Annotated in this window: 27 protein-coding genes; 22 read left to right on the forward strand and 5 right to left on the reverse strand. The window is 71.6% G+C overall.

Annotation, left to right across the window (positions count from 1 at the left end):
* Positions 1-28: 28 nt before the first annotated feature.
* Positions 29-1,312, reverse strand: coding sequence for an adenylosuccinate synthase (locus LG396_RS23475; protein WP_027744112.1), 1,284 nt, complete (start codon positions 1,310-1,312; stop codon positions 29-31).
* Between the two features lie 142 nt (positions 1,313-1,454).
* On the opposite strand from LG396_RS23475, the gene LG396_RS23480 reads away from it, so the two are divergent.
* The 8 genes from LG396_RS23480 to LG396_RS23515 all read left to right on the forward strand — a co-directional run bounded on the left by LG396_RS23480 (position 1,455) and on the right by LG396_RS23515 (position 8,794).
* Positions 1,455-2,657, forward strand: a complete 1,203-nt coding sequence (locus tag LG396_RS23480) for a diacylglycerol kinase family protein (RefSeq protein ID WP_372483555.1) — start codon at positions 1,455-1,457, stop codon at positions 2,655-2,657.
* A gap of 133 nt (positions 2,658-2,790) precedes the next feature.
* On the forward strand, positions 2,791-3,504 hold the full coding sequence (locus tag LG396_RS23485) for a hypothetical protein (RefSeq protein WP_225796258.1): 714 nt from the start codon (positions 2,791-2,793) through the stop codon (positions 3,502-3,504).
* 47 nt (positions 3,505-3,551) lie between these two features.
* Entirely contained in the window at positions 3,552-4,529 is a 978-nt protein-coding gene (locus LG396_RS39380; RefSeq protein WP_372483557.1) for a hypothetical protein, read from the forward strand.
* Between the two features lie 80 nt (positions 4,530-4,609).
* Positions 4,610-4,924: a hypothetical protein gene (locus LG396_RS23495; RefSeq protein WP_225796259.1), complete on the forward strand. Its 315-nt coding sequence runs from the start codon at positions 4,610-4,612 to the stop codon at positions 4,922-4,924.
* A complete protein-coding gene (locus tag LG396_RS23500; protein ID WP_225796260.1) occupies positions 4,921-6,174 on the forward strand; it encodes a hypothetical protein in 1,254 nt (417 codons plus the stop codon). Before LG396_RS23495 ends, LG396_RS23500 begins: the two co-directional genes overlap by 4 nt.
* An 844-nt stretch (positions 6,175-7,018) precedes the next feature.
* Entirely contained in the window at positions 7,019-7,741 is a 723-nt protein-coding gene (locus tag LG396_RS23505) for a hypothetical protein (RefSeq protein WP_225796261.1), read from the forward strand.
* A gap of 44 nt (positions 7,742-7,785) precedes the next feature.
* Positions 7,786-8,529 carry a hypothetical protein gene (locus tag LG396_RS23510; RefSeq protein ID WP_225796262.1) on the forward strand — a complete coding sequence of 248 codons (744 nt, stop codon included), beginning with the start codon at positions 7,786-7,788 and terminating at the stop codon, positions 8,527-8,529.
* Positions 8,530-8,593: 64 nt separating this feature from the next.
* On the forward strand, positions 8,594-8,794 hold the full coding sequence (locus LG396_RS23515) for a hypothetical protein (RefSeq protein WP_225796263.1): 201 nt from the start codon (positions 8,594-8,596) through the stop codon (positions 8,792-8,794).
* 9 nt (positions 8,795-8,803) lie between these two features.
* On the opposite strand, the gene LG396_RS23520 is transcribed toward LG396_RS23515, so the two are convergent.
* Positions 8,804-9,364 (reverse strand): GbsR/MarR family transcriptional regulator, encoded by a 561-nt coding sequence (locus tag LG396_RS23520; protein ID WP_037750398.1) that lies wholly within the window; start codon positions 9,362-9,364, stop codon positions 8,804-8,806.
* A gap of 93 nt (positions 9,365-9,457) precedes the next feature.
* Between LG396_RS23520 and LG396_RS23525 the strand changes: the two genes are divergently transcribed.
* From LG396_RS23525 to LG396_RS23535, 3 genes are all read left to right on the forward strand, one after another.
* Positions 9,458-10,381, forward strand: coding sequence for an ABC transporter ATP-binding protein (locus LG396_RS23525; protein WP_225796264.1), 924 nt, complete (start codon positions 9,458-9,460; stop codon positions 10,379-10,381).
* Complete coding sequence (locus tag LG396_RS23530; RefSeq protein ID WP_225796265.1) at positions 10,381-12,072, forward strand: ABC transporter permease; 1,692 nt, start codon at positions 10,381-10,383, stop codon at positions 12,070-12,072. The genes LG396_RS23525 and LG396_RS23530 overlap by 1 nt, the downstream gene beginning before the upstream one ends.
* Before the next feature lie 166 nt (positions 12,073-12,238).
* Positions 12,239-12,970: a class I SAM-dependent DNA methyltransferase gene (locus LG396_RS23535; RefSeq protein ID WP_225796266.1), complete on the forward strand. Its 732-nt coding sequence runs from the start codon at positions 12,239-12,241 to the stop codon at positions 12,968-12,970.
* 42 nt (positions 12,971-13,012) lie between these two features.
* On the opposite strand, the gene LG396_RS23540 is transcribed toward LG396_RS23535, so the two are convergent.
* Together LG396_RS23540 and LG396_RS23545 are read right to left on the reverse strand one after the other, a co-directional pair.
* Positions 13,013-14,029 (reverse strand): 2-hydroxyacid dehydrogenase, encoded by a 1,017-nt coding sequence (locus LG396_RS23540; RefSeq protein ID WP_018839936.1) that lies wholly within the window; start codon positions 14,027-14,029, stop codon positions 13,013-13,015.
* 67 nt (positions 14,030-14,096) lie between these two features.
* Positions 14,097-15,281 (reverse strand): pyridoxal phosphate-dependent aminotransferase, encoded by a 1,185-nt coding sequence (locus tag LG396_RS23545; RefSeq protein ID WP_051642697.1) that lies wholly within the window; start codon positions 15,279-15,281, stop codon positions 14,097-14,099.
* Between the two features lie 101 nt (positions 15,282-15,382).
* Here LG396_RS23545 and LG396_RS23550 point away from each other — a divergent pair, with 101 nt between their 5' ends.
* The 7 genes from LG396_RS23550 to fbaA all read left to right on the forward strand — a co-directional run bounded on the left by LG396_RS23550 (position 15,383) and on the right by fbaA (position 22,143).
* Complete coding sequence (locus tag LG396_RS23550; protein ID WP_037750386.1) at positions 15,383-15,619, forward strand: hypothetical protein; 237 nt, start codon at positions 15,383-15,385, stop codon at positions 15,617-15,619.
* 227 nt (positions 15,620-15,846) lie between these two features.
* The gene (locus LG396_RS23555) at positions 15,847-16,365 is read left to right on the forward strand and encodes a DUF2617 family protein (protein WP_018839939.1); all 519 of its coding nucleotides are present in this window, start codon (positions 15,847-15,849) and stop codon (positions 16,363-16,365) included.
* A 115-nt stretch (positions 16,366-16,480) separates the two neighbouring features.
* A complete protein-coding gene (locus tag LG396_RS23560; RefSeq protein WP_225796267.1) occupies positions 16,481-18,115 on the forward strand; it encodes a polyamine aminopropyltransferase in 1,635 nt (544 codons plus the stop codon).
* A gap of 177 nt (positions 18,116-18,292) precedes the next feature.
* Positions 18,293-19,267, forward strand: coding sequence for an SRPBCC family protein (locus LG396_RS23565; RefSeq protein WP_263979518.1), 975 nt, complete (start codon positions 18,293-18,295; stop codon positions 19,265-19,267).
* 348 nt (positions 19,268-19,615) lie between these two features.
* Positions 19,616-20,365 carry an aldose epimerase family protein gene (locus tag LG396_RS23570; RefSeq protein ID WP_018839942.1) on the forward strand — a complete coding sequence of 250 codons (750 nt, stop codon included), beginning with the start codon at positions 19,616-19,618 and terminating at the stop codon, positions 20,363-20,365.
* A 10-nt stretch (positions 20,366-20,375) separates the two neighbouring features.
* Positions 20,376-20,933, forward strand: coding sequence for an orotate phosphoribosyltransferase (gene pyrE / locus LG396_RS23575; protein ID WP_037750375.1), 558 nt, complete (start codon positions 20,376-20,378; stop codon positions 20,931-20,933).
* 187 nt (positions 20,934-21,120) lie between these two features.
* Positions 21,121-22,143, forward strand: a complete 1,023-nt coding sequence (fbaA, locus tag LG396_RS23580) for a class II fructose-bisphosphate aldolase (protein ID WP_225796268.1) — start codon at positions 21,121-21,123, stop codon at positions 22,141-22,143.
* 227 nt (positions 22,144-22,370) lie between these two features.
* Here fbaA and LG396_RS23585 read toward each other — a convergent pair whose 3' ends face one another.
* Positions 22,371-22,775, reverse strand: a complete 405-nt coding sequence (locus LG396_RS23585) for a hypothetical protein (protein WP_225796269.1) — start codon at positions 22,773-22,775, stop codon at positions 22,371-22,373.
* 275 nt (positions 22,776-23,050) lie between these two features.
* Here LG396_RS23585 and LG396_RS23590 point away from each other — a divergent pair, with 275 nt between their 5' ends.
* The 4 genes from LG396_RS23590 to LG396_RS23605 all read left to right on the forward strand — a co-directional run bounded on the left by LG396_RS23590 (position 23,051) and on the right by LG396_RS23605 (position 26,582).
* The gene (locus LG396_RS23590) at positions 23,051-23,464 is read left to right on the forward strand and encodes a DUF3151 domain-containing protein (RefSeq protein WP_018839946.1); all 414 of its coding nucleotides are present in this window, start codon (positions 23,051-23,053) and stop codon (positions 23,462-23,464) included.
* A gap of 200 nt (positions 23,465-23,664) precedes the next feature.
* Positions 23,665-24,555 (forward strand): tryptophan 2,3-dioxygenase family protein, encoded by an 891-nt coding sequence (locus tag LG396_RS23595; protein ID WP_225796270.1) that lies wholly within the window; start codon positions 23,665-23,667, stop codon positions 24,553-24,555.
* The gene (gene kynU / locus LG396_RS23600) at positions 24,548-25,852 is read left to right on the forward strand and encodes a kynureninase (RefSeq protein ID WP_225796271.1); all 1,305 of its coding nucleotides are present in this window, start codon (positions 24,548-24,550) and stop codon (positions 25,850-25,852) included. Before LG396_RS23595 ends, kynU begins: the two co-directional genes overlap by 8 nt.
* A complete protein-coding gene (locus tag LG396_RS23605) occupies positions 25,839-26,582 on the forward strand; it encodes an alpha/beta hydrolase family protein (RefSeq protein ID WP_225796272.1) in 744 nt (247 codons plus the stop codon). Before kynU ends, LG396_RS23605 begins: the two co-directional genes overlap by 14 nt.
* Positions 26,583-26,629 lie beyond the last annotated feature (47 nt).

Below are 26,629 nucleotides of genomic sequence, written 5' to 3' on the forward strand. Positions count from 1 at the left end.
GGACTTGCTGACCGACTTAGAGGCAGGCTCAGAGGAACGAGTTGATCTGGATCGTCTCGTCCCGCCCCGGGCCGACACCGATCGCCGAGATCTGTGCGCCGGACATCTCCTCCAGCGCCTTGACGTATCCCTGCGCGTTCTTCGGCAGCTCCTCGAAGGACTTGGCCTTCGAGATGTCCTCGGACCAGCCGGGGAGCATCTCGTACACGGGCGTGGCGTGGTGGAAGTCGGTCTGGCTGTACGGCAGTTCCGTGACGCGGCGGCCGTCGATGTCGTACGCGACGCAGACCGGGATGCGCTCCCAGCCGGTGAGCACGTCGAGCTTCGTGAGGAAGAAGTCCGTCAGGCCGTTGACGCGGGTCGCGTAGCGGGCGATGACGGCGTCGAACCAGCCGCAGCGCCGGTCCCGGCCGGTGGTCACACCGCGCTCGCCGCCGATGGTGCGCAGCCGGTCGCCGTCCTCGTCGAACAGCTCGGTCGGGAACGGTCCGGCACCGACGCGCGTTGTGTACGCCTTGAGGATGCCGATGACCCGGCTGATCCGGGTGGGGCCGACGCCGGCTCCCGTGCAGGCGCCCCCCGCGGTCGGATTGGACGAGGTGACGAAGGGGTACGTGCCGTGGTCGACGTCGAGGAGCGTGCCCTGCCCGCCCTCGAAGAGGACGACCTGGCCGGCGTCGATGGCCTCGTTGAGCACGAGGGTGGTGTCGGCGACGTACGGGCGCAGCTGCTCCGCGTAGCCGAGGAGCTGCTCGACGACGGCGTCGGGGCGGATGGCGCGGCGGTTGTAGAGCTTGGCGAGGACCTGGTTCTTCTGGTCGAGCGCGGCGTCGACCTTCTGCCGCAGGATCGACTCGTCGAAGAGGTCCTGCACCCGGATCCCGACGCGGTTGATCTTGTCGGCATAGGCCGGGCCGATGCCGCGTCCGGTGGTGCCGATCTTGCGCGTACCGAGGAACCGTTCCGTCACCTTGTCGAGGTCGGTGTGGTACGCGGTGATGAGGTGCGCGTTGCCGCTGATGAGCAGCTTGGACGTGTCCACGCCCCGCTGCTGCAGCGCGCTCAGCTCACCGAGCAGCACCTCGGGGTCGACGACCACGCCGTTGCCGATCACCGGCGTGCAGCTCGGCGACAGGATGCCCGACGGCAGCAGGTGCAGCGCGTACTTCTGATCGCCGACCACCACCGTGTGCCCGGCGTTGTTCCCGCCCTGGAAGCGCACCACGTAGTCCACCGAGCCGCCGAGCAGATCGGTGGCCTTCCCCTTGCCTTCGTCACCCCACTGAGCACCGAGCAGCACAAGTGCGGGCACAGGCGTACACCCCTTCCGGGCGGGGCATGTCCAACGTGCGGTGCGCCGTGCACCGGGGATCGGACCGGGCCCCGGATAGACGAAGCCCCTGGCACAAGTGCGACAGGGGCTCTTGCACCGAGAGATTACCTGAGGAAGGACCGTGGTGTCGGCTCCAGACCCCACCGGGCGCTCACTGCTCGTGCTCATCGACCCCGCTGCACGGCGGGCGGACGGGGAAGCCGTACGGATCGCGAGGGACGTGCTCTCCGCGGCGGCGGCGACGAAGATCTGCCTGCCGGAGACCGCGCCGGAACTGGCCCGCGCCCTGGCCCGCCGGGGCGGCCGCCGGCCGGTGGTCATCGGTGACGACCGGGCGTTCCTCCGGGTGGTGAGCGAGCTGAGCCGCCAGGAGACGCTGGCGGACGCGCCGCTGTCGCTGGTCCCGGTCGGCACGGCGAGAACGCTGGCGGCGACGCTGGGGGTCCCGACGGGGACGGTGGACGCGGCCCGGACGGTGCTGGACGGCGAGGAGCGCCGGCTGGGACTGCTGGTGGACGACGGCGGCGGGGTGGTCCTGGACGCGCTGCGCCTGCCGGCGGAGGGCGCGGGCCCGCCGGCCGAGGGGCGGAACGGAGCGCCGGAGGGCCGGCCGGACGGCGGCCCGGGCAGCGGCGGACAGGCGGGCGGCGGGGCTGACGGCGTCGGCCCGGCAGCCGGCGGACAGGCAGGCGGCGGGCCGGCGGGCGGCGGGCCTGCCGCCGGAGGGCCGGTCGCCGGCGGGCTGGCGGGGCTGACGCAGCGGGTGGGTGCGGGGGCGGGCGCGGCGGCCCGGCGCTGGACCCCGGCGGCGGGCCTGCGCGCACTGGCGGCACGGGCGGTGGGCCAGCGAAACGGCACGGGCGCGGTCCCGGGCGCGGTCCCGGCCCAGACCCCCGGCCGCGAGCCGGAGCCGGTCCCGCAGCCGGGAGTGGTCACGGAGTGGGGCGCGGAGGACGCGACGGGTGGCTGGGAGTCGGGCGGCGCGGAGCCGTACACCCCGGAGCCGGCCGTCGACGCGACGGACGCAGACCCGCAGGAGCCGGGCTTCCGTCTGCGCGTAGAGGCGGACGGGGTGCTGCTGGCGGACCTGGACGGCCCGGCGGCGCAGGTCAGGGTGGTGACGGACCCGACGAGCGGCCTGGCCCAGGTGGTGATCCGCCCCCGCGGCGCGGGCGACCCCCTGCACGCGGAGGCCCGCAGCGTACGCGTCTGGGGCAGCGACTTCCGCTACCGCGCCGACGCCCTCCTCAGCCCTCCGGTCCGCCAACGCACCTGGACCGCCCACCCCAACGCCTGGCGCCTCATCACGGCCCCGACGCGGTAGCCGCACGACAGCGCCCCGAACCCGCCCGTCACCTCAAGAGGCAGTAGCGGTGGGGCAGTCGGGGGTGGTGGGGTAGTGAGGATCTTCGATAGCGTCGTCACACGGAGTATCCCTTCATCACTCGGAGTTGATCGTGACCCGCCGTCCCCTGCCCACCGCCCCCGCGTCCGTTGCCGGTACCGACCCCGCCGCCAGCACTGGCAGACGCGCGCTCGGCCGCACGGGACCGGCGCTCCTGGGCATCGCGACGCTGCTGCTGCTCACCGCCTGCGGCGGCAGCGACGACGGCGAGAGCGACGACAAGATCGAGTCATCGAAACCGTCGTCCACGCCCTCCGAATCCCCGACGGACACGGCAGCCCCGGGCCGCCCGGAGATCAAACTGCCGGCCGACGCAAAGAACGTCTTCGAGGGCTGGGAGGCGGACGACCCGAAGATAGACGCCGTCCTCGCCGACACCGCCGAGTCCGTCAACTCCGTCGACGAAGCCATCCTTCAGGGTTCGACGCAGACAGAGGCGCTGCCCTTCTACAACAGTGGCACCGCGCTCCAGGACGCGTTCGACTACATCAAGCGGTGGACCGGCGACGGCGACACGTGGGTGGGAACTGCGCGCTACTTCGACCAAAAGGTCAGCTTCCTTGACGACGGATCTGCGGTGGTCATCTACTGCATCGACCAGAGCAAGGCGTTCATCAAGGACGGAAAGTCCGGAGACGTCGACAGGTCCCCCGCGTCGAGCGATTCGTACGCCCTCACCAACAAGCGACTCGTCAAGAACAAGAAGGACGTATGGCAGACGGTCGAGGTGGAGGCAAAGAGGGGGGCACAAGAATGCCAGCCGTAATCCGGTACACACGAGGCTTAGCGGTGGTGGCCGCGTTAGGGATCGCCTTGCTGCCCGGCACCGCCTATGCGGAGGGTTGGGGCGACAAGGGAGCGCATGGCGACTCCAAGGAGGAAGGGGACCTTGCCGGCGACACGGCCTCGGCCAGGGTCGAGGTGGAGGTCACCACCAGCGGGGGCACCGAGGGCGGCGGCTCCGGTCGGCTGACCCCGGTCGGTGACTGGTCGCCGCCGGCTTGCTGGTACGCGCCCAAGTGGACCGCCGAGGAGGCCGCGCAGACCCGGCTCGACGGCATGGTCGACCTGAGCCCGCAGCACGACGCGGACAACGCGGAATCCATGAAGGACAAGTACATCGACGGCAAGCACGGGGCCTTCAACGTCGAGAAGAACGGCAAGGGCTACTGGTGGGGCGCGTACAAGAATCCCGCCCGCTTGGACGACTCGGCATCGATGGAATGCACCGAAATGCCGTTCTGGGTCGACAACGGTGACGATCCCCCGGCGGATATCCAGAACGTCATCACGCCGGAGATCCTGGCCCAGCTCGCCTACGAGGAGATCCGCATCCCCGAGGGCACCGCGACCCTCCAGCCCGCCGACGACAGGCTCGTCGTGAACCTGGCCACCTGGGTGTCGCTGGACGACGCGACCTTCCACCCGGTGTCGGCGACCGCCTCCGTCGACGCACTCGGCATCTCCGCCACCACCACCGCCCGGCCCGTCAGCGTACGCATCGACCCCGGCACCGACGACGCAGTCACCCACCCCGACTCGGGCGAATGCACCCTCGGCGACGGCGGCATCGGCCAGAAGCGACCCCCCGGGGCCGAGGGCACACCGCCGTGCGGAGTCACGTACCTGCGCTCCTCCGAGGCCACCGGGCCGTACCCCTTCCAGGCCACGGTCACCTGGGAGGTCAGCTGGACCGGGACCAACAACCCCGACCCCACCGACCTGCCGTCGGGCACCTTCGGCACACCGCAGGAAGTCACGGTCAAGGAAGTCCAGTCCGTAGTCCGCTGACCCAACCGCAGGCACCGTTCTCAGCCGACCCACCCCGCACACGTCACTGCGGCCGGGCCGAGGCCGCGGAAGGGACATCCGTGAGTGACTTATACGTCGATGGCGAGATGCTCGATCGCACCAGGCACGACCTCCTGCACATCGTGACGGTGCTGAAGAAGCCCGGCGAGGAGATGGAGCAGCTCGATGGCGCGGATATGGGCGTGGAGAAGCTCGCCTCGCGGATGGACGACTTCGGTGACGAGTGGTCCTACGGCATCAAGCAGCTCACCAAGTTCTCCGACAGAGCGGCCGACGCGCTGCTTGAGATCAAGAAGTCCTTCGCCGGCCTGGACGAAGACCTCGCCAAGGCTCTGCGCGAGGGCGGCAACGCCAAAGAGGCGAAGTCCGCATGACCTCGTGGCACCAGATCGGCCCCGGCCACACCGAAGAGGCCAGGGCCCGCTTCCCCGCGATCGGCTTCGACCCGTGCCCGGGCGATCAGCGTGCCGCCGAGTACGTCGCCGGCGTCGTCCGCCGTGCGGCCCGCTCGCTGGACGAGATATCGCAGGTGCTCAACGGCCGCGGTGACGGCGAGTGGCGGGGCAAGGCCGCCGAGGAGTTCCGCCGGCAGTTCAACGACGACTTCAGACCGAAGATCGACAAGGCCCGCGACTCGTTCGACCGCTCGGCCACCGCGCTGGAGGACTGGGCCGCGTACATGCCGCCCAAGCAGTTACAGGCCCGCGCACTGGAGGACGAGGCGGGAGCCGCGAAGGCGCGGGCCGAGACGGCGAGGACCCATCTGTCAGGGCTGCCGCCCGAGCCCAAGTGGCACGACGTCCCCAAGAACGACCGGGAGGAGCGGGAGGCCAAGCAGGAGGCGAAGGAACGCTCCCGTGCGGAGACGGCCGCCAGCAACGCCGACAGCGCCCTCGAAGAGATCCGGGACCGCGCGGCAAGACTGGCCGACCGCTACCGGGCGGAGGGCGAGGCCATCGCCGACCGCCTGAAGCGCGCCATGGACATCGCCCCCAACGAACCGGGCCTGTTCGACAAGATCGCAAGTGCGGTAGCCGCGATGGACGATGTCCTCTGCGCGGCACTCGACAACGCTCTGGGCGAATTGAAGAAGTTCCTCAAGGAGCACGCCTGGGTTTTCAAAATGATCGGTGACATTGCGGGCACAGTCGGCGCTGTCTTGGGACTGCTGTCTCTCGTCATCCCCGCCATGGCACCGTTCGCTCTCGGATTCGGGGCACTCGCACTGACCAGCCATTATCTCCTGGCCGTGGGAACGACGGGGAGCTTCCAGGCCGCGCTTACAGACCAGACGGTGCTCATTGATGCGGCAGGTCTCGCTTTCGGCGGTGGCGCTTTCGCGGCCGGGAAAGCGCTCACAAGGTTTGCCGGGTCGGGGACCTCCGGGTTGTTCAAGGCTGCACTCACCCAACCTGGCCGGGCCGTGGGAGGCACGGAACTCGCAGCCTCGACCCTGCAGTTCACCGGAAACTGGATGGGTAATTCGGTGGCAGTGCTCCCGGGCGGAGGAGCACTGAACACCTATGAGTTCTCGAAATGGGCGCCCCGCAAGCTGATTGGCTTGGAGGCGGGCAGGACTCCTACATTCCTTGACAAAGAAAAGGCGAAGGAGGCGACCCAGTGACGCACATGAGGACGTTCGACTCAAGTTCTGCAGCCCTCGGAAAGCACTCCTCATGAGTGATTCCGCACCCAGCAAGGCGTCGGCCGCATGGGGATGAAGATGTACTGGCCGAGATGGCTCATCCGACTTTCTCAACGCACTACGGCCAGCCGCTTCAACGCAACAGCCTTACTCGCCGCAGCCACTGCGGGAATAATGATCTCCGGGGTGCTGGCGCAATTATCAGATACGCTCGACGCCTGGTGCAGACTTTTCGGCGTACTCTTGGGAATCGTATTGATCTGGTTCGTCGCCGTAGGCACCGCGCCGAAGGGCTGGATCGTCTCGTCCTACGTCGTCGCGCTATTCATGCTGGTGATATGGGCCATGTTCACCGAGCAGGACCGGCTACTCAGCCAGCGTGGCGAGTGGACCACTGCGACCGTCGTTTCCCGGGAAGATACTCCGAAAAATTCCTACTGCACGCTACGTTTCAAAGACGGGGTGAAGAGTAACGGACCCTTGGGCGGCTGCCGAAATGCCCAGCCAGGGGACACACTCCGGGTCTTCTACGATCCCCTGCATGAGATTCAGCCAAGCCATGGTTCACCTAAGGTCATTCTCTGGCTCGGACTTTCCGCGGTTTCTACGGCCGCCATGGCTTCATCCACCTTTGTCGCGGCAAAGCGAGGGCAGCGGCGATACGCACAGCCGCCCCCTCCGCAACCGCCGCCTCCACCACCTCCGCCGCCTCCTTCTCCGCCGCCGCCGCATCCGCCGACATATCCGCCCGGACCCCATGGAATGCCTCCCGGCACAGCTCCGCACTAGGCGAGTAGGCCAGCCTACGAAAGGGATCACGCAATTGAACTCCGCCCCCTCCGAAGGCAAGGCGACCACCATCCCCGACGCCGGCCCGCCACTCGGGCACGTCAACTTCTTCGCCCCGACGGATTGGTTTGACATTCTCAGCGATCCGGCCGGCGAGAATGTCACGAAGGAGCGGTTCGCGGAGCTGACTCGGCGTTCTTTCCCTGGCCACTCACAAGATTTCCAGGACCAGCTGGTCGAGGCATTGGCTCACACTCGACGAATATTTCTCGCAGACGGCATGCTTTCATGCGGCTTGGTGGCGTTACCGGAGACCGAGAGCGGCCCGGCGCTCTGGCAGATCTGTAGCGGGGTCGTTGAAATCGGGCCGGTCGAGACGGATCTCGATATAGGGTCCGCCTTCACCCGGTTCCTGGGTGAGCGCATCGCCGGCGATGGGGTCTACGTCGAGGACTTCCCGACTGCGATCGGTACCGGCGTCGGACTGATCAGTACACCGCAGGTCTTCGAGGACGGCTCAGTTTCGCTATTCCCACCGTCCACCGTTTCCACCGAAAATTCCGAGGCTCGCGCCGTGGTGAATCTTGGCCTGGCCGCGGCACTCGCAGTTCCGCCGGGCGGTGGCCGAGGCTTGGTCGTCGTCGGTCAGTCTCTCGACGCCGGACAGGTACGGGAGCTCGCAAGTGTCGTCGCACTGATCGCCGGAAAGTCCACCATCGAGGTCTACGAAGAAGCGGCAGAAGGAGCCGGCCGTTGAGGTCGGCCAGGCCTCCGGCGAGTTGAGCAAGAGAGAGGCGGACGTTGCCGGTTGATGAGTACGTTCCGGAGCCGACTTGGTCGTACCGCATCGATCACTTCGAGCAGGCAGCCCCCAAGAGCCGTTTGATCTGGACAGCGGTCATCCTCGGGCTACTGATCTGCGGTCTGTTCGCCCTGCTCGTCTTCGGCGGGTTCACGCGAGAGGACTGGCAAGCCTACACCTTAGGCGTTCCGCTCTTTTTCCTTCTGTACTTCACAGGGAGGCGCCAGAACCGTTTCGCCAGGAGTCCGTTTCCCATCCTGCTTCTAGCCATCCCCTCCGCCGCTCTCGTGGTGATCTTCGTTATCGCCGGTGAGGACACTGTGCGGAGTGACAGGGGGTACAAGACGGACACGGTCGTAACGGAAGTGGAGAAGCACGCGCGCAGATTTCCCACCTGCAAGCTTGAGGAGCCCGACGGCGATCCCATCCACGGCTCCATAAGCTGCGGAAACCTCAAGGTGGGCGACCGCGTCACCGTGATCGCCGACCCTTCCGGGCGGGTCGATCCCAGCCGGGGGTTCGTGAGCCGGACACGGATATACGTGGGCTTCGCGGTTTGTGCATTTCTCGTCATGCTTTCCACCGTGCTCGGTGCCGTCCTGGGCATTCGCAGGCGCGGGTCGGTTCTGCGGTGGTGGCCGCCCGCGTCGCCTCCCCGCAACTACGGGCAGCCCTCTTCCCCGTTTCCCCCGCCGCCCCCGCCTCCGCCGCCCGGCGGGCCCTCGGGTGGGCCGCGCGGGTAGGGCCCGGGGACCCGGTTGCTTTGTTCGGGAGGCGGGAGGGCATGCGGGGCGGCAGGGTTTTCGTATGAGTGAGTTCGATCCGCCCGCCCCGGTGCCGGTCCGCTATCGGGGCTCGCGTGGGCGGCGGGTCGAGGTCGTCACCGGGCTGGTGCTGGCCGCGACGTTGTTCGGGGGCGGGGCCGCCTTCGGGGAGTGGCTGGCCGTGCGGGAGGACACCGGTGCCGCTACCGGGGCGTCTCTCGACCGGTGCGCCGCGGACGACTGAGGGGCCCGTTCACTCCGCCGCCGCCTCCTCCTGGCGCCGTTTCACGTAGTCCCACCAGTGCTCTTCCAAGCGGCCGTTCTCCTCCCGCAGGAACGCGAAGAACTCCGTCGTCTCCTCGATCCGCCGGCCCGCCGGGGTGTCCGCACCCAGGATGCCGATTCCCGAGTCGAGGGTCTGCTCAAGGCGTCTGATGATCTGCTCCCGCTGCGCGAAGATCTGATACCAGCGGTCGCTCTCCATCCGGTACCGCTCTCGCCGCGAGCCCGGTTCACGTTCGCGGGTGATCAGGCCGACCGCCGCGAGGTAGCGCACCGCGCCTGAGACCGCCGCAGGGCTCACGTGCAGCCGCTCGCCCACCTCCGCGGCAGTGAGAGCGCCCGCATCGTCCACCAGAAGACACGCGAAGACCCGGGCCACCATGCGCGGCATGCCCATCTCCGTCAGCTCGCTGGCCACCCGTTCCACGTATCTCGCCACGGCCTGCTCGTCGCGGCCCGCAGCTTCTCTGCGCTCCGCGCCGTCGCCGCGTTCTTCGCGCCCACCGCGCTCGTCACGCTGCTGATCTGCCACTTTTCTACGTTCTCCCCGTCCGGGACCATCAGGTTCGACCCTAACGGTTTCTTAACTTCACAATTTTGTGAATGTTCGTGTAGCTTACATGCTATGACCAAGGCAATCACCGTCACCGGCCTGACCAAGACATTCGGCCGGACCCGTGCTCTCGACGGCCTCGACCTCGACGTGGAGACGGGCGAGGTGCACGGCTTCCTCGGCCCCAACGGCGCGGGCAAGTCCACCACCATCCGCGTCCTACTCGGTCTGCTGCGCGCCGATACGGGCACCGCCCACGTGCTCGGAGGCGACCCGTGGGCCGACGCCGTCACGCTGCACCGCCGACTGGCCTACGTGCCGGGGGACGTCGAGCTGTGGCCCAACCTCACCGGCGGTGAGGCCATCGACCTGCTCGCGCGGCTCCGCGGCGGCATCGACAAGCAGCGCCGCGACGACCTCATCGAACGCTTCGACCTCGACCCGACCAAGAAGGGCCGGAGCTACTCCAAGGGGAACCGGCAGAAGGTGGCCATCGTCGCCGCCCTCGCCTCCGACGCCGAGCTGCTCCTGCTCGACGAGCCCACCGCAGGGCTCGACCCGCTCATGGAGGTCGTCTTCCAAGACGTCATCACCCAGGCGAAGGCCGAGGGCAAGACCGTCCTGCTGTCGAGCCACATCCTCGCGCAGGTGGAGAAGCTCGCGGACCGGGTGAGCATCATCCGGCTGGGGAAGATCGTGCAGTCGGGCACGCTCAGCGAGATGCGCCACCTGACCCGTACGACCATCGAGGCCGAGACCGAGCGGCCCGCCACCGGGATCGAGGAGCTGCCGGGCATCCACCAGCTCCGTACCGACGACAGCCGCGTCCACTTCGCCGTCGACGGCGAGCACCTGGACACCGCCGTGCGGCGGCTCGGCGAGTTCGGCATCCGCAGCCTGGTGAGCCATCCCCCCACCCTGGAGGAGCTGATGCTCCGCCACTACGGCGACGAGCTGGAGCACAACGGCCACCACTCGGAGGCGGGAGCAGCCTGATGTCTGCCACCCCCTCCGCCACCAACGACACGGGCACCGCGGGCACCACGAAGACCCGGCCCACGGTGTCCCCGCGCACCTCCGAGGGCGCCAGTGTCCTGGCCGGCACCAGGACGCTCTTCCGGTTCGCGCTGCGCCGGGACCGCGTGCGGCTGCCCGTGTGGGTGCTCGCGCTGTTCCTGGGCACGATCTCCAGCGTCAGCAGCCTCGACACGTCGTACGGAACGGCCAAGAAGCGCGCCGACATCGCCGAGACCATGGACAGCCCGGCCGGCCTCGCCATGACCGGCCCGAAGCACTATCTCGACGATTACAACATCGGTTCGATCACGGCCCACCAGATGCTCGGCTTCACGGCCGTGCTCGTCGGCATCATGAGCGTGCTCATCATCTCCCGGCACACCAGGGCCGAGGAGGAGACCAACCGCGCCGAGCTGGTCCGTTCCGGCGTCGTCGGGCGGCACGCCTACCTCGCCGCCGCGCTCGCCGTCGCCGTCGTCGCCAACCTGGCACTCGGGCTGCTGCTCGCCGGCGGCATGGCCGGCATGGGCATCGACGGCGTCGACGGCCAGGGCTCCCTGCTCTACGGCCTCGCGCACACGGCGATCGGCATCTTCTTCGCCGCAGTCGCCGCGATCACCGTGCAGATCACCGCGTACGCGCGCGGGGCGTCCGGCATGGCGATGGCCGTCATCGGCGCGGCATACGCGCTGCGCGCCGCCGGCGACGTCGGCAACGACTGGGTGTCGTGGCTCTCGCCGATCGGCTGGATCCAGCGCACCTACGTCTTCGTCGACAACCGCTGGTGGCCGCTGCTGCTCGTGCTCGTGGCGGCCGCCGCCTGCGCGGCGGCCGGCTTCGTGCTCAGCACCCGCCGCGACGTCGGCGCGGGCCTGAAGGCCGCCCGCCTCGGCAGCCCCGTCGGCTCCGAAGGGCTCACCTCTCCGCTGGGCTTCGCGCTCCGGCTGCACCGCGGCCTGCTTGCCGGCTTCGGTGGTGGAGCGCTGCTGCTCGGCGTCATGTACGGGTCGATCCTCGGCGACGCCGAGGAGATGATCGAGGGCATCGGCGAGCTGGAGGATCAACTCGCCGAGATCGGCGGCGCCAACGTGGCGGAGTCATTCGCCACGGTGGTGATGATCGTCCTGGCCGTGGTCTGCTCGATCTACGTCGTGATGGCCGGCCTGCGCCCGCGCGCCGAGGAGTCCGCGGGCCGCGCCGAGCCGCTGCTTTCCACCGCGCTGTCGCGCGACCGCTGGGTGCTGAGCCACACCCTCGTCGGCGCGGTCGGCGGCACGGTGCTGATACTGCTTGCCGGTATCGGCTTCGGTGCCGCGGGGGCCGCCTCCACCGGAGACGGCGGGCTGTTCCTCAGGCTCGTCGGCGCGGCCCTGGCCTTCGCCCCCGCGCTGTGGGTCACCATTGGCCTGGCGGTCGCCCTCTTCGGCTGGTTCCCCAGGGCAGTGACGCTGGCCTGGGTGGTCCCGGTGTACGGCTTCGTCGTCGACTACCTCGGCGAGATCCTCAAGTTCCCGGACATCCTGAGCGACCTGTCGCCCTTCGGGCACGTACCGCAGCTCCCGGCTCAGGACATGTCGTGGCCGCCGCTGCTGGTGCTGACGGCGATTGCCGTGGGTCTGGTGTGGCTGGGTCTCGTGGGCTTCCGTCGACGGGATCTGGAGACGAAGTAACGGTCGGCGGTCCGGGGCGGGCGTCCTGCCGACAGGCGGGGCGCTCGCCCCGACGCGTTCACCGTACGAGCCGCAGAACCGTCTTCGTACCCCCGGCGCCCTCCGGACGGCCCGCCCCCTTAATTCGCTCGCCCCCTCCCGCCCTCCACTGCTTGACTCCCGCCCCGTGACCGTATTCAACGACCCCGCGTTCTTCGACCGTTACGCCCACGAGTACGACCACGCCGACCCCTACGAACCCACCCCCACCGTCGACTTCCTGGCCGGCCTCGTCCCGGCCGGCGCCCGCACCCTCGAACTCGCGGTCGGCACCGGCCGCGTGGCCCTGCCCCTCGCCGCCCGCGGCGTCGCCGTCGAGGGCATCGACGGCTCCACGGCCATGGTCGAGCAGCTTCGGGCGAAGCCCGGCGGCGCCGACATCCCGGTGACCATCGGCGACATGGCCGACGTGGCCGTCGACGGCCCCTTCCCCCTGGCCTATCTGGTCTTCAACACCCTGTTCAACCTGCCCGACCAGGACCGGCAGGTCGACTGCTTCCGCAATGTCGCCGCGGTCCTGGAGCCCGGCGGGCTGTTCGTCATCGAGTGCTTCGTGCAGGACCTCAAGGAGTTCGACCGCAACCAGCGGGTCGCCACCCGCGCCCTGACCGAGGACGCGGTGAAGATGGAGTTCCTGATCCACGACCCCGTCGCGCAGGCGGTCACGTACCAGCGCGTGACGTTCGACGCGCACGGGACCGCGCTGCGGCCGCTGCGGCTGCGCTACTGCTGGCCGAGCGAGCTGGACCTGATGGCCCGGCTCGCGGGGATGCGGCTGCGGGAGCGCCACGCCGGGTGGGACCGGCGGCCGTTCGACGCGTCGAGCCGGTCGCACGTCTCGGTGTACGAGAAGGTGTGAGCCGGAGGTTTGAGCGGAGGGCCCGCCGGAAGGCGTACGCGCTCAGGCGGAGGCGGCGGGCGGGAGCAGGAAGTTCTCGCCCGTACGCCCCGCCAGCCAGTCCCGTACGTTGTCGAGAGTCGCGTCGGTGATCTGGCCGACCGCGTCGGCGGTGAAGTACGCCTGGTGCGAGGTGACCAGGACGTTGCCGAAGGTCATCAGGCGGGCCAGCCGGTCGTCCGTCATCACCTCCATCGACCGGTCGTGGTGGAACAGCCCGGCCTCCTCCTCGTAGACGTCCAGGCCCACGCCGCCGAGCCGCCCGGCCCGCAGCGTCTCGACGAGCGCATCGGTGTCGACGAGGCCGCCGCGGCTGGAGTTGACGAGGATCGCGTCGTCCTTCATGGCCGCCAGCGCCGCCGCGTCCACCGTGTGGTGCGTCTCGGGCAGCAGCGGCGCGTGCAGGCTGATCAGGTCGGACTCGGCGAACAGCCGGTCCGTACCGACGTACTCCATGCCCAGCGCCAGGCAGTCGGGGTTCTCCACGACGTCGCTGCCGAGCAGCCGCATGCCGAAGCCGTGGGCGATGCGGGCGAAGACCTCGCCGATCTTCCCGGTGCCGAGGACGCCGGCCGTACGGCCGTGGAAGTCGCGGCCCATCAGCCCGTCGAGGCGGAAGTCGAACTCGCGGGAGCGGGTGGCGGCGCGGACGAGGCGGCGGTTGACGGCGAGGGCCAGGCCCCAGGCGAACTCCGCGACGGAGTACGGGGAGTAGTGCGAGACGCGGGCCACGGCGAGGGCGGCGTCCCGGGCGGCGTCGAGGTCGATGTTGTTGTAGCCGGTGGAGCGCTGGGCGAGGAACCGGGTGCCGCCCGCGGCGAGGCGGTGCAGGACGGGGCCGTCCAGCTCGTCGTTGACGCCGGTGAGGACGACCTCGTAGCCGGCGGCGGTGGGGACGGTGTCGCCGTTGAGGAACAGGTCGAGGCAGCGCAGGGTGTGCTCGCCGCCGAACGCCGCCTCGAAGGCGGGCTCCATCACGGGCCGCTCGTCGGCCTGCACGCCGTACGCGACGATCTCCATGGCTGCGCCTCCCGCTGCTCTCCCCCGAAGCCATCGTCCCCGCCCGGCGCCCGGGCGGCCCGCCGGCTTACGCCGAACGGCCCTCCTTCAGCCGCCGCACCGCCTCCGCCAGCACCTCGTCCTTCTTGCAGAAGGCGAACCGCACGATGCTGCGCCCGGCGTCCGGGTCGTCGTAGAACACCTGCGTCGGCACCGCGACGACCCCGCAGCGCTCGGGCAGCGACATGCAGTACGCGACGCCGTCCTTCTCGCCGAGGGGGGTGATGTCGGCGGTGATGAAGTACGTGCCGGACGGGCGGAAGACGCGCAGTCCTGCCTCCGTGAGGCCGGCGGCGAGCAGGTCGCGCTTGCGCAGCAGGTCGGCGCGCAGGCCCGTGAGGTAGGCGTCCGGCAGCGCCAGGGCCTCCGCGACGGCGTACTGGAAGGGGCCGGCGCTGACGTACGTCAGATACTGCTTGGCGGTGCGCACGGCGGCGACCAGCGGCGCGGGGGCGGTGACCCAGCCGACCTTCCAGCCGGTGAAGGAGTAGCTCTTGCCGGCCGACGAGATCGACACCGTGCGCTCGCGCATCCCGGGGAGGGTGGCGAGCGGGATGTGCGCGCCGTCGAAGACGAGGTGCTCGTACACCTCGTCGGTGACGACGAGCAGGTCGCGCTCGCGGGCGAGGGCGGCGACCGCCTCCAGCTCGGTGCGGTCCAGGACGGTACCGGTGGGGTTGTGGGGGGAGTTGAGGAGGATGAGGCGGGTGGCCGGGGTGACGGCGGCGCGCAGCTCGTCGAGGTCGAGCCGGTACGCGGGCGCTTCGCCGCCCGTGTCGGGGCGCAGGGTGACCGGGACGCGGCGGGCGCCGGCCATGGCGATGCCGGCGGCGTACGAGTCGTAGTACGGCTCCAGGGCGATCACCTCGTCGCCCGGCTCCAGCAGCGCGAGCAGCGCCGCCGCGACCGCCTCGGTGGCCCCGGCGGTGACGAGCACCTCGGTGTCGGGGTCCCACTCCAGTCCGTACCACCGCCGCTGGTGCTCGGCGACGGCGCGCCGCAGCTCGGGGATCCCGGGCCCGGGCGGGTACTGGTTGCCGCGGCCCTCCCGGATGGCCCGTACGGCCGCCTCCGCGACCTCCGCGGGGCCGTCGGTGTCGGGGAAGCCCTGGCCCAGGTTGATCGACCCGGTGCGCACGGCGAGCGCGGACATCTCGGCGAAGATCGTGGTCACGAAGGGGGTCAGGCGGCTGCTCAGCGGTGGGCGTCCCATGGGGACATGCTTGCACGGCGGAGGGTTGAGGAGGCCGTGCGCCGGGCACATCCGGTGATACAGCGGACCTCCGCGGGGGCGGGGGAGATTAGGAGGGTCCGATGGGATTCGTCATTTTCTGCGTGGCCGCGATCGGGTTGATCGTGGGCCTGTCCGCCGCCGTCTCCAGGCGCAGCACCCACCGCAACACCCTGTCCGGCACGGGCCGATGGGGCGGCGTGGGCGGTGCGGCCGGCGGGACGGACGCGGTCGGCTGGGGCGGAGACGCGGGCGGCGGCAGCGGCGGCGGTGACAGTGGCGGGGGTGGCGGCGGTGACGGAGGCGGCGGCGGGTGCTAGTTGTCAAAAAGTGAACAACTGACCAGTCGCGCGCCCGCGCGATGGAAACCCGGTGAAGAAGGGTAAAAACGCTGTCGGCGGGCCGCACTTCATGATTCCGTATTTCCCGGGCGCATTCCCCTTCTGCCGGGGCGTGCCCGCGTGCTTCTCGGCCTGCGCCCGCACCCGTGGTCCCGCCATCAGGCGGGCGGCCCGATGTCTTTTCACCCTGCCTGCGGAGCCGACCCATGCTCACCACTCTCAAAACCTCGTACACGGACACCCGGGCCCAGGACCTCGCATGGCGGCTCGGGATGGACCCCATGCCGGCCCTGGCGGTGCTCGACCTGCGCCTCGGCTCCGCCGACGTGCAGCTCAGGCTGCTCGGGGCCTCGCATCAAGTACTGCTCAGGGACGGCGATTCGGCCTGTTCCGAGACCGTCGCCTGCCTGCCCGGCAGCAGCACACCGCTCCCCCTCGGCGTCGCCAAGCAGGTCGCCGGGTGGGAGTACGAGTTCGCCGCCCGGGTCGAGACGCTGCCCAGGGGCGCCTTCGAGTCGCGTGCCCAGGAACTGCTGGCGCTCGTCGCGGATCACCCGCGCGGGCTCGCCGGTACGTTCCCGGGCAGCCCGCACGCGTTCACCGCGCTGCTGGTGCACCGTCAGGGTGACGTCGTCGGATGGCGCACGTGGCACTCGTATCCGCAGGAAGGACGCCTGGTGGCGACGCGGACGACGATGGCCGCGCGGGTCGCGGAGCCGGTCTAGGACGGCCGTCGGGCGCCGCCGATGCCCCGGAGCGGGTCAATTCACCCGCCTCCAGGGCATATTGCACACGTGTGGGTGACAAGGGGCGGCACCGGCGCAAACGTATCGTTCCTCCGTGATCGAACCGTACGAGCAGACGACGCGCGCCCCCGGCCGCGCCCCCGCGCTGCCGGGCGCGCCGCCGCCCGCCCTCCCGGTGCCCCCCGCCACCGGGCGGTTTCTCGTGCTCGCGACGGTCTTCGTCTGCGCCGCCTGCGGGTTGGTGTACGAGCTGGAGCTGGTCGCCCTCGGCTCGTACCTGATCGGCGACTCCGTCACCCAGGCGTCCGTCGTGCTGTCCGTCATGGTCTTCGCGATGGGCGTCGGATCGCTGCTGGCCAAGCGGCTGCGGATCCGGGCGGCGGTCGCCTTCGGCGGAGTCGAGGCGGTGCTCGCGCTGCTCGGCGGGCTCTCGGCGATGGCGCTGCACGCGTGCTTCGCGTGGTTCGGGCAGCCGCGCTTCGTGCTCGTGGGGTACGCGCTGGCGATCGGCGTGCTGATCGGCGCCGAGGTGCCGCTGCTGATGACGCTGATCCAGCGCGTCCGGCGGCAGGACCCGGGCGGCGCGGTGGCGGACCTCTTCGCCGCGGACTACGTGGGGGCGCTGGCCGGCGGGCTGGCCTTCCCGTTCGTGCTGCTGCCCTGGCTCGGGCAGCTCTCCAGCGCGCTCATCACGGGGGCGGTCAACGCCACCGCGGGGTGTGCGCTCGTGCTGTACCTCTTCCGGCACGACCTGAGCCGGCGTGCGCGCTGGGCGCTGTTCGCGGGGAACGCGACCGTCCTCGCGCTGCTCGCGCTCGCCGCGCTCCTGTCCGCCCCGTTCGAGAGCGCGGCCAGAAACGCGGTCTACGGCTCGGGGGTGCGGGTCGCGGAGCGGACCGACGTCCAGGAGATCGTGCTCACGGCGGACGACGACGGGTCCGTGGCGCTGTATCTCGACGGGCAGTTGCGCGTCGACTCCGCGGACGAGCGCCGCTACCACGAGGCGCTGATGCGGCCCGCGCTGGCCGCGCCGGACTCGCGGCGCCGCGTCCTCGTCCTGGGCGGCGGCGACGGGCTGGCGGCCCGCGAGGCGCTGCGGCACGCGGACGTCGCGGAGGTGACGGTCGTCGAGGTGGACCCGGAGCTGAGCCGGCTGGCGGCCGAGGACCCACGGCTGACCAGGCTCAACGAGCACGCGTACGGGGACCCGCGACTGCGGGTGGCGCAGGGGGAGGCGTTCGACTGGCTGCGCCGGTCGGCGCAGCCGGGGCGGTACGACGTGATCGTGTCGGACCTGCCGGGGCCGCGGAACACGGGCAGCACGAAGCTGTATTCGCAGGAGTTCTACGGGCTGGCGGGGCGGGCGCTGGCGGACGGGGGGCGGCTGGTGGTGCACGCGGCATCGTGGACGGGATCGGGATCGGGAACGGGCGCGGGCGCGGGCGCCGGCGCAGGCTCCGAGGCGGGTGCCGGTTCCGGGGCGGGTGCGGGGCCGGCGTCCGGGGAAGCGGCGCACAGCCTGTGGACGGTGGCGGCGACCGTACGGGCCGCGGGCCTGGCCCCGTCCGCGTACGAGGCGGGCGACGGCGACGACCGCTGGGGTTTCGTGCTCGCCGCCCGCCGGCCCCTCGCCCCGACGCTGCCCCCGGGCGCCGGGCCGCTGGCGGCGCCGCCGGAGGCGGCGGACCTGGAGCCGTCGACGCTGCTGCACCCGAAGTATCCGGGGTGAGTGCGGCGCGCGGTCCGGTGCCCCGCCGGCCCTCCGTCGGCCTCCCGCGCCGGAGTGCGCGGACTTTCCGCTGGTCGGGATGGGTGCGGCGGGTTTTGGGGGCGGTGGAGTGACCTGTTCCCCCACCCGCCGCAGAACCCTGTGCCGGGCAGGTTCCCCGTGGGTAGGCTCCGGTCCATGGAGCGAGAGGTGCACGTACCGCAGCCCGCAGAAACCGTTCGCCGCGCCCTGTCCGACGCCGAGCGGGTCGCCCGCAGCGTCCCCGGGCTGACGCTCGACGAGGACCGGGCGGAGGAGGAGGGCACGCTGCGCGGCCGGCTCCGGCTCCGCGTCGCCGGCTCCAGCATCACGTACCGCGGCACGCTGCGGCTGACCCGGCGGGGCGACTCCGTCGTGGTGGAGGCCGAGGGCGAGGAGTCGCGCGGCAGCGGGGCGGTGACGGTGTCGCTGACCCTCACACCGCGGGACGCGGACGAGGCGGGGACGACGGCGGTGCTGTACACGGGCACGGTGGCGAGCACGGGCCGGCTGGCGGCCGTCGAGGCGGCGCAGGCGGAGGCGGCGGGCGTACGGCTGCTGGAGCGCTTCGCGGAGAGCCTGGCGGCGGACCTGGAGGCAGAGCCGCCAACGGCGGAAACGGCGGCGGAGACGGCCGCGGAGACGGCGGAGGCCGCGGAATCGGCCGGGACCCCAGAAGCGGCGGAGCACCCCGACGACGCGGTGCAGCCGGGCGACGGCACCGACGTCGGGCTCGGCGACGACAACGAGCGGGCCATCCCCGGCATCCCGGCCCCCGAGCAGTCGGGCGAGAGCCCGCCCGGCACCGGCAAGGTCTTCGACGCCGAGGTGCCGCCCTCGTCGCTCGACCCGCTGGCCGACGACGTGCTCGACGCCCTGTCCGACGAGGAGGAGGACACGGACGAGCCGGTCGACGACCTGCTGGAGGAGCCGGAGGCCGCGCACGCGCGGCGCACGATGATCGGCCGCAGCGCGGAGGAGGTCGACCACGCCCCGCCGCGCGGCCGGTACGCCCCGACCCCGGCGGCCGACGCGCCCGCACCCGCGGCGGGGCTGCGCTGGCTGGCGCCGGCCGCGGCGCTGGCGGTGGCCACGGCGGTCATCGTCAGCCGCGCCCTGCGCCGCCGCCACTGACCGGCTCCGCCGGGGGCCCGGCACGCAGCCCCCGCGCGGGCCCGGAGACGAAGCCCTCAGGGCCGATGCACGCACCCGCGCATCAACACCGGCCCGCGCCCCGCGCCCGCCGACCCCCGCCTCCCAAACCGGCCCCGGCTCACGACCCCGACCACCTGCCCTCGCCCGCGGCAACCCGTCCTCGACCGACCGGCCCCGCCCCCTCCCGCGGCAACCCGCTCCCCCGCCCGCCGCCACGCGACACCCCCGGCCCCGGTGGGCGGCGGGCCTGCCCGGCTGGGCGGGCGCCCCCTCGTCTAGGCTCGTCGCGTGCCCACACGTCTCACCGCAGGTGACGCCGAGTTGACGATGGACCCCCGCAACGGCTGCCGGGTCGCGAGCCTCCGCGTGGCCGGCGCCGAGCTGCTGCGGGCCGGCGACCGCTACGGCTGCTTCCCCATGGTCCCCTTCTGCGGCCGCCTGGAGCTGGGCGAGTTCCGCAACGGCGGCGTCAAGCACCGCCTCCCCGCCGACGCCCCGCCGCACGCCATCCACGGCACCGGCCGCGACACCGCCTGGCGCACCCTGCGCGCCGACGACGCCGCCGCGGCGTTCTCGTACGACCTCGCCGACCCCTGGCCGTATCCGGGGCGCGTGACCCAACTGGTCGAGCTGGAGCCCGACAAGGTGACGCTCACGCTCGCCGTCGAGACCGCCGGCGACTCCTTCCCCGCGCAGGCCGGCTGGCACCCCTGGTTCGTACGCCGCCTCGCGGCGGACGATCCCGGCGTACGCATCGACTTCACCGCCGCATGGCAGGAGCAGCGCGGCGAGGACCACCTCCCCACCGGCAAGCGCATCGAGCCGCAGCCCGGCCCGTGGGACGACTGCTTCGGCATGCCCGACGGCGTCGAGGTGACGCTCACCTGGCCCGGTCGGCTGGAGCTGACCGTCACCAGCCGCGCGGAGTGGGCCGTCCTCTACGACGAGCAGCCTGAGGCCGTCTGCGTGGAGCCGCAGTCGGGCCCGCCCAACGGGCTCAACACCCACCCGCGCCTGGTCACCCCCATCGAGCCGCTCGAGGTATCGACCACCTGGGCGTGGCGCACGCTCGGTTAGGCTCACCGCCATGAGCGACGCACACGCCGACCTGCTGGGTCAGATCAAGGACAAGGCCGTCGTGCACGGCAAGGTGATCCTCTCCTCAGGCATCGAGGCCGACTACTACCTCGACCTGCGCCGGATCACCCTGGACGGCACCGCCGCGCCGCTCGTCGGCCGCGTCATGCTCGACCTCGCCGCGGAGTTCGACTACGACGCCGTCGGCGGCCTCACCCTCGGCGCCGACCCCATCGCCGACGCCATGCTGCACGCCTCCGCCGCCGCGGGCGACCGCGCGCGTCCGCTCGATGCCTTCGTCGTGCGCAAGGCGAGCAAGACGCACGGCATGCAGCGCCGTATCGAGGGCCCGGACGTCGCGGGCCGCCGGGTGCTGGTCGTCGAGGACACCTCGACGACGGGCGGCTCCGCGCTGACCGCCGTGGAAGCGGTGCGCGAGGCGGGCGCGGAGGTGGTCGCGGTCGCCACGATCGTGGACCGCGACACGGGCGCGGCGGAGCGCGTGCGCGACACGGCGGGCGTGCCGTACCTGTACGCCTACGGGCTGACGGACCTGGGACTCGGCTGAGCCGTACGGCGCGCCGCCGCGGGGTGACGCAGGGTTGTCCACAGGGTGGGGAAGCGCGGGCGCGCATCTGGAAGGATGGGGGCACTCCAGGGGCGCCAGGCAACGGAGCCGGCCGCACTCGTACACGCATGCAGACCATCGCGTGCAGACCAATGCAGACACCCGCACGTCTCCAAGGAGCGGACAGATGCCCATCGCAACCCCCGAGGTCTACAACGAGATGCTGGACCGGGCGAAGGCAGGCAAGTTCGCCTACCCCGCCATCAACGTCACCTCGTCGCAGACCCTGCACGCCGCGCTGCGCGGCTTCGCCGAGGCCGAGAGCGACGGGATCGTCCAGATCTCCACGGGCGGCGCCGAGTTCCTGGGCGGGCAGTACAGCAAGGACATGGTCACGGGCGCGGTCGCCCTCGCCGAGTACGCGGCGATCGTCGCCGCGAAGTACCCGGTCAACGTCGCCCTGCACACCGACCACTGCCCCAAGGACAAGCTCGACGGGTACGTGCGCCCGCTGCTCGCCGCCTCCGAGGAGCGCGTCGCCCGCGGGGAGAACCCGCTGTTCCAGTCGCACATGTGGGACGGCTCCGCCGAGACCCTCGCGGACAACCTGTCCATCGCGCAGGAGCTGCTGCCCCGCGCCGCCGCCGCGAAGATCATCCTTGAGGTCGAGATCACCCCGACCGGTGGCGAGGAGGACGGCGTCACCCACGAGATCAACGACGAGCTGTACACGACGGTGGACGACGCGCTGCGCACGGCCGAGGCGCTGGGCCTGGGCGAGCAGGGCCGGTACCTGCTCGCGGCCTCTTTCGGCAACGTGCACGGGGTCTACAAGCCGGGGAACGTCGTGCTCCGTCCCGAGCTGCTGAAGGACCTCCAGGAGGGCGTCGGCGCGAAGTACGGCAAGCAGAGCCCGTTCGACTTCGTCTTCCACGGCGGCTCCGGCTCCTCCGAGGAGGAGATCGCCACCGCGCTGGAGAACGGCGTGGTCAAGATGAACATCGACACGGACACGCAGTACGCCTTCACCCGCCCCGTCGCGGCGCACATGTTCCAGAACTACGACGGCGTGCTGAAGGTCGACGGCGAGGTGGGCAACAAGAAGGCGTACGACCCGCGCGCCTGGGGCAAGCTCGCCGAGGCGTCGATGTCCGAGCGCGTCCGGACCGCCTGCGACCACCTGCGCTCGACGGGCACGAAGCTGAAGTGACGCCAGGCGGACACCCGCCCCGGCCGGGCCACCCGGTCCGGGCCTGCGGCCGGGGGGTGTCCGTGAGGTGAGGGCGGTGCGTGAGGCGCGGCTTCGGCCATCGCGTACCAGCGGGCGGCGCGCATGAAAGAACTCGGCGCCGATGTGTGCCCTGGGGGCACCGCCGACGCCGAGTTCCCTGTCCCATCAGACCTCTTCCCGAGCAAAAGGTCTACGGATCAACAACCTCAGAGAAGGTCCAGCAGGTCGCCCTCGTTCTCGGTCTCTGCCTCGCTCCCGCTGTAGTTCTTGTCGTTGCCGATGCCGCACACGTTCTGGTTGGAGGTCGAGTCGGCGTTGCCCGAGCCCAGGATCGGCACGGTGACGTCGCCCAGGTTGACCAGGCCGTACTGGCGGCGGTCGACGCTGTTGTCGATCTCCTGCTTGCACTCGACGACCGTGACGATCTCGTAGTCGTCGCCGCCCTTGTCGTGCTTGCCCTTGGGCGCCGACTGAGGAGCAGCCGTCGTGCTCTCGGTCGTGGTGGCACCCTGCGGGGCCGTGGTGTCGTCCGCGGAGGCCACACCGGCGCCGAGCATGGTGATGCTGCCGAGCATCGCGCCCACAACCGCGGCCTGACGAAGCTTGCGCATGCCGTCCCTACTTTCTGTGTTTGGGTGTGAATACCAGTCATCACACCACTTGGCGCCCTTTTTACACTTTTCCTTCCGCCGCTTACGGGGACACGCCGTGTGTCGCGGAGTGCTTCGTCGAACTTTCGGTGCATCGGCCCTGCCCGGCCGGCGCAGCCGGGTTACCTCGCACGCCCGGGCAGGGCCGCCTCCGCGTGGTGAGGCCCGGCCGAGATCCGGCGTTCATACCGACCGCGGCGGTCACCCTCCGACGCGGTCGTGGCAGGCTGGAACCCATGGCGATTCACGAGAACCTCCTCGGCGGTCCACCCCCCACCTACCTGCCCGAGGACCCCGGACCGCGCGACCTGCTCGCGAACGGTGCGGCCCCGTCCGAGGTGGCGGCGAAGTTCCCGGCGTCCTCGCTGGCCTGGGCGCAGCTCGCGGACGAGGCTTTCGAGGGCGGCCGTGCCGTCGAGTCGTACGCGTACGCGCGCACCGGCTACCACCGCGGTCTTGACGCCCTGCGCCGCAACGGCTGGAAGGGCCAGGGCCCGGTGCCGTGGGAGCACGAGCCGAACCGCGGCTTCCTGCGCGCCCTCGCCGCCCTCGCCCGCGCCGCACAGGCCATCGGCGAGACCGAGGAGTACGAGCGCTGCAGCGCGTTCCTGCGCGACAGCTCGCCGACCGCGGCGGAAACCCTCTCCTGACGAGCCGGCCCGAGGGCTGACCAGGGCCGGCCGCGTCCGGCCCGGCCCGGTCGGCTGCTCTTGCCTCCCGCCGCCCCGCCACGGATGATGCGAAGTGGGTACGGCGCACCGGATGCCGCCGTACCCGAGGGGACCGGGGCCCTGTTGCCTGCAGGAAGGGGCGGACCGCTACCCGGTGGCTCATGTGTGGGAGACAGCTCATGGACAGCCGTGCTCACGACCCCCTGCCCGCGGAGACCGACGGTCGCCAGACCCCTGAAGGTCGCCAGCCCCCTGACGGGCAGCAGCCCCCGAATCTGGACTTCCGGGGCACCACTCCGTACGAGGACTATGTCCAGGCGGACGTCCTCACCCATCTGCAGCACCCGCTCTCGGACGACCCCGGCGAACTCGTCTTCCTGGTGACCACTCAGGTCATGGAGCTGTGGTTCACCGTCGTCGTGCACGAGTGGGAGACCGCGGCCGAGGCGCTGCGCCGCGACGACCTGCCGGTGGCGCTGGCGGCACTGCGGCGCAGCACGTACGAGCTGCGCTCGCTGAACGCCTCCTGGGAGCCGCTGGCGCGGCTCACGCCGCGGCAGTTCAACTCCTACCGCGCCGCGCTCGGCGAGGGCTCGGGCTTCCAGTCGGCGATGTACCGGCGGATGGAGTTCCTGCTGGGCGAGAAGTCCGCGTCGATGCTCGTGCCGCACCGCGGCGCCCCGCGGGTGCACGACGAGTTGGAGAAGCAGCTCGGCGAGCCCAGCCTCTACGACGAGGTGCTGCGCTACCTGGACGCCAAGGGCCACCCGCTGTCGGCCGCCGTCCTGGACCGCGACCCGGCGCTCCGGTACGAGCCGCACCCCGAGGTCGAGGCCGCCTGGGCGGCGGTCTACGCGGGGCCGCAGGACTCCGGTCTGATCAAGCTCGGCGAGGTGCTGACGGACATCGCCGAGCTGGTGTGGCGCTGGCGCAACGACCATCTGGTGGCCACCCGCCGTGCGATGGGCGGCAAGGTCGGCACGGGCGGCTCCGCGGGCGTGGCGTGGCTGGAGAAGCGCGCGGCGAAGCAGGTGTTCCCCGAGCTGTGGACGGCGCGGAGCCATGTCTGAGGCGTACGGGCCCGGGGCCGCGCGGGCCGGCGGCGGGTCGGCGGCGGAGTTCGCGGGGCTGGCGAAGCGGGCGGCTGAGCTGGACCTGGCGGACCCGCTGCGGGCGAAGCGGACGGAGTTCCTCCTCGACGACGCGGGGCAGCCGGGCGCCGGCCGGCCGGGTACGGGCACGCCCGTCATCTACCTCGACGGCAACTCCCTCGGCGCCCTGCCCGCCGCCGTCCCCGCCCGGGTCGCGGACGTCGTGGCGCGCGAGTGGGGGCAGCTGCGGATCCGGTCGTGGACGGAGTCCGGCTGGTGGACCGCCCCCGAGCGGGTCGGCGACCGGATCGCGCCGCTGCTGGGCGCCGCCCCGGGCCAGGTGGTCGTCGGCGACTCCACCAGCGTCAACGTCCTCAAGGCGATCGTCGCCGGGGTGCGCATCGCGCAGTCCGGCGCGGGGGCGGCCCGGGACGAGGTGCTGGTCGACGCGACGACGTTCCCCACCGACGGCTACGTCGCCGAGTCCGCCGCCCGGCTGACCGGCTGCGCGCTGCGGGCCGTGGAGCCGCACGAGATCGCCGCCACCGCCGGCCCGCGCACCGCCGTCGCGCTGGTCAACCACGTCGACTACCGCACCGGCCGGCTCCACGACCTGCCCGGCACCACCGCGGCGCTGCACGCGGCCGGTGCGCTGGCCGTGTGGGACCTGTGCCACAGCGCCGGTGCGCTGCCGGTCGGGCTCGACGTGCACGGGGTGGACCTGGCGGTGGGGTGCACGTACAAGTTCCTCAACGGCGGCCCGGGTTCGCCCGCGTACCTCTACGTGCGGCGCGGCCTCCAGCCACGCTTCGACTCCCCGCTGCCCGGCTGGAACTCGCACGCCGAGCCCTTCGCCATGTCCGCCGGCTACCGGCCGGCGGACGGCGCCGCGCGCGGGCGCGTCGGGACGCCGGACATCCTGTCGATGCTGGCGCTGGAGGCGGCGCTGGAGGTGTGGGACGGCGTGGCGATCGAGGCGGTCCGGGTGAAGAGCCTGGCGCTGTCCGACTTCTTCCTGGAGTGCGTCGCGGCCCTCCCGGGCGGGTCGGCGCTGACGCCGCTGACCCCGTCGGCGCACGCCGAGCGCGGCAGCCAGGTCGCGCTGCGGTGCGCGGACGCGGAGGGGGTGATGGGCGAGCTGATCGCGCACGGCGTGGTCGGCGACTTCCGGCCGCCGGATGTGCTCCGTTTCGGCGTGACGCCGCTGTATACCTCGTTCTCGGACATATACCGCGCTGCCGGAGTGCTGGGAGAGGTGCTGGATGACCGCCGTTGACGAACTGGACGACGAGGCCCGCACGCTGTTCGCCCTGGAGCCCGTCGCGCCCTCCGCCACGCTGTCGTACGGGGACCACCCCTCGCAGGTCGTCGACCTGTACGGGGACCCCGCCGCGCGGCCGGTCGTGGCCCTGCTGCACGGCGGCTTCTGGCGGGAGCGCTACGACCGCGGCTATCTGACCCCGCTGGCGGCGGCGCTGGCGGCGGACCTGGACGTGTGCGCGGCGCTGATCGAGTACCGCCGGGTGGGCGGCGGCGGCGGGTTCCCCGCGACGTTCGACGACCTGCCGCCCGCGCTCGCGGCGCTGCCCGGCGCCGGGCCCGTGGTGCTCGTCGGGCACTCCGCGGGCGGCCACCTCGCGCTCTGGGCCGCCTCGCGGTGCCCCACCGCCGTCGAGCGCGTCGTCGGCGTCGCCGCGGTCGCGGACCTGGCCCGCGCGCACGCACTGGGGCTCAGCGACGGCGCGGTCGCCGAACTCCTCGGCGGCGCCGAGCGCGTGGCGGACCGGCTCGACGAGACGGACCCGATGCGGATGCCGGCGCCGCGGGCGCCGGTCGTGCTGATCCACGGCGAGGCCGACGCCGACGTACCGGCGGAGCTGTCCCGCCGCTACGCCGACGCCGTAGGGGCGCACGTGCTGGAGCTGCCCGGGGCCGGCCACTACGCGCCCGTCACCCCGGGCACGCGGGCGTACGAGACGCTGCTCGCCGCACTGGGCCCCGCCTGACGGGGCTCTGTCTGACGAGACTCTGCCTGACGGCGCTCCGGCCTCCC

The sequence above is a fragment of the Streptomyces aculeolatus genome (assembly GCF_020400605.1).
GTDB lineage: Bacteria > Actinomycetota > Actinomycetes > Streptomycetales > Streptomycetaceae > Streptomyces > Streptomyces aculeolatus.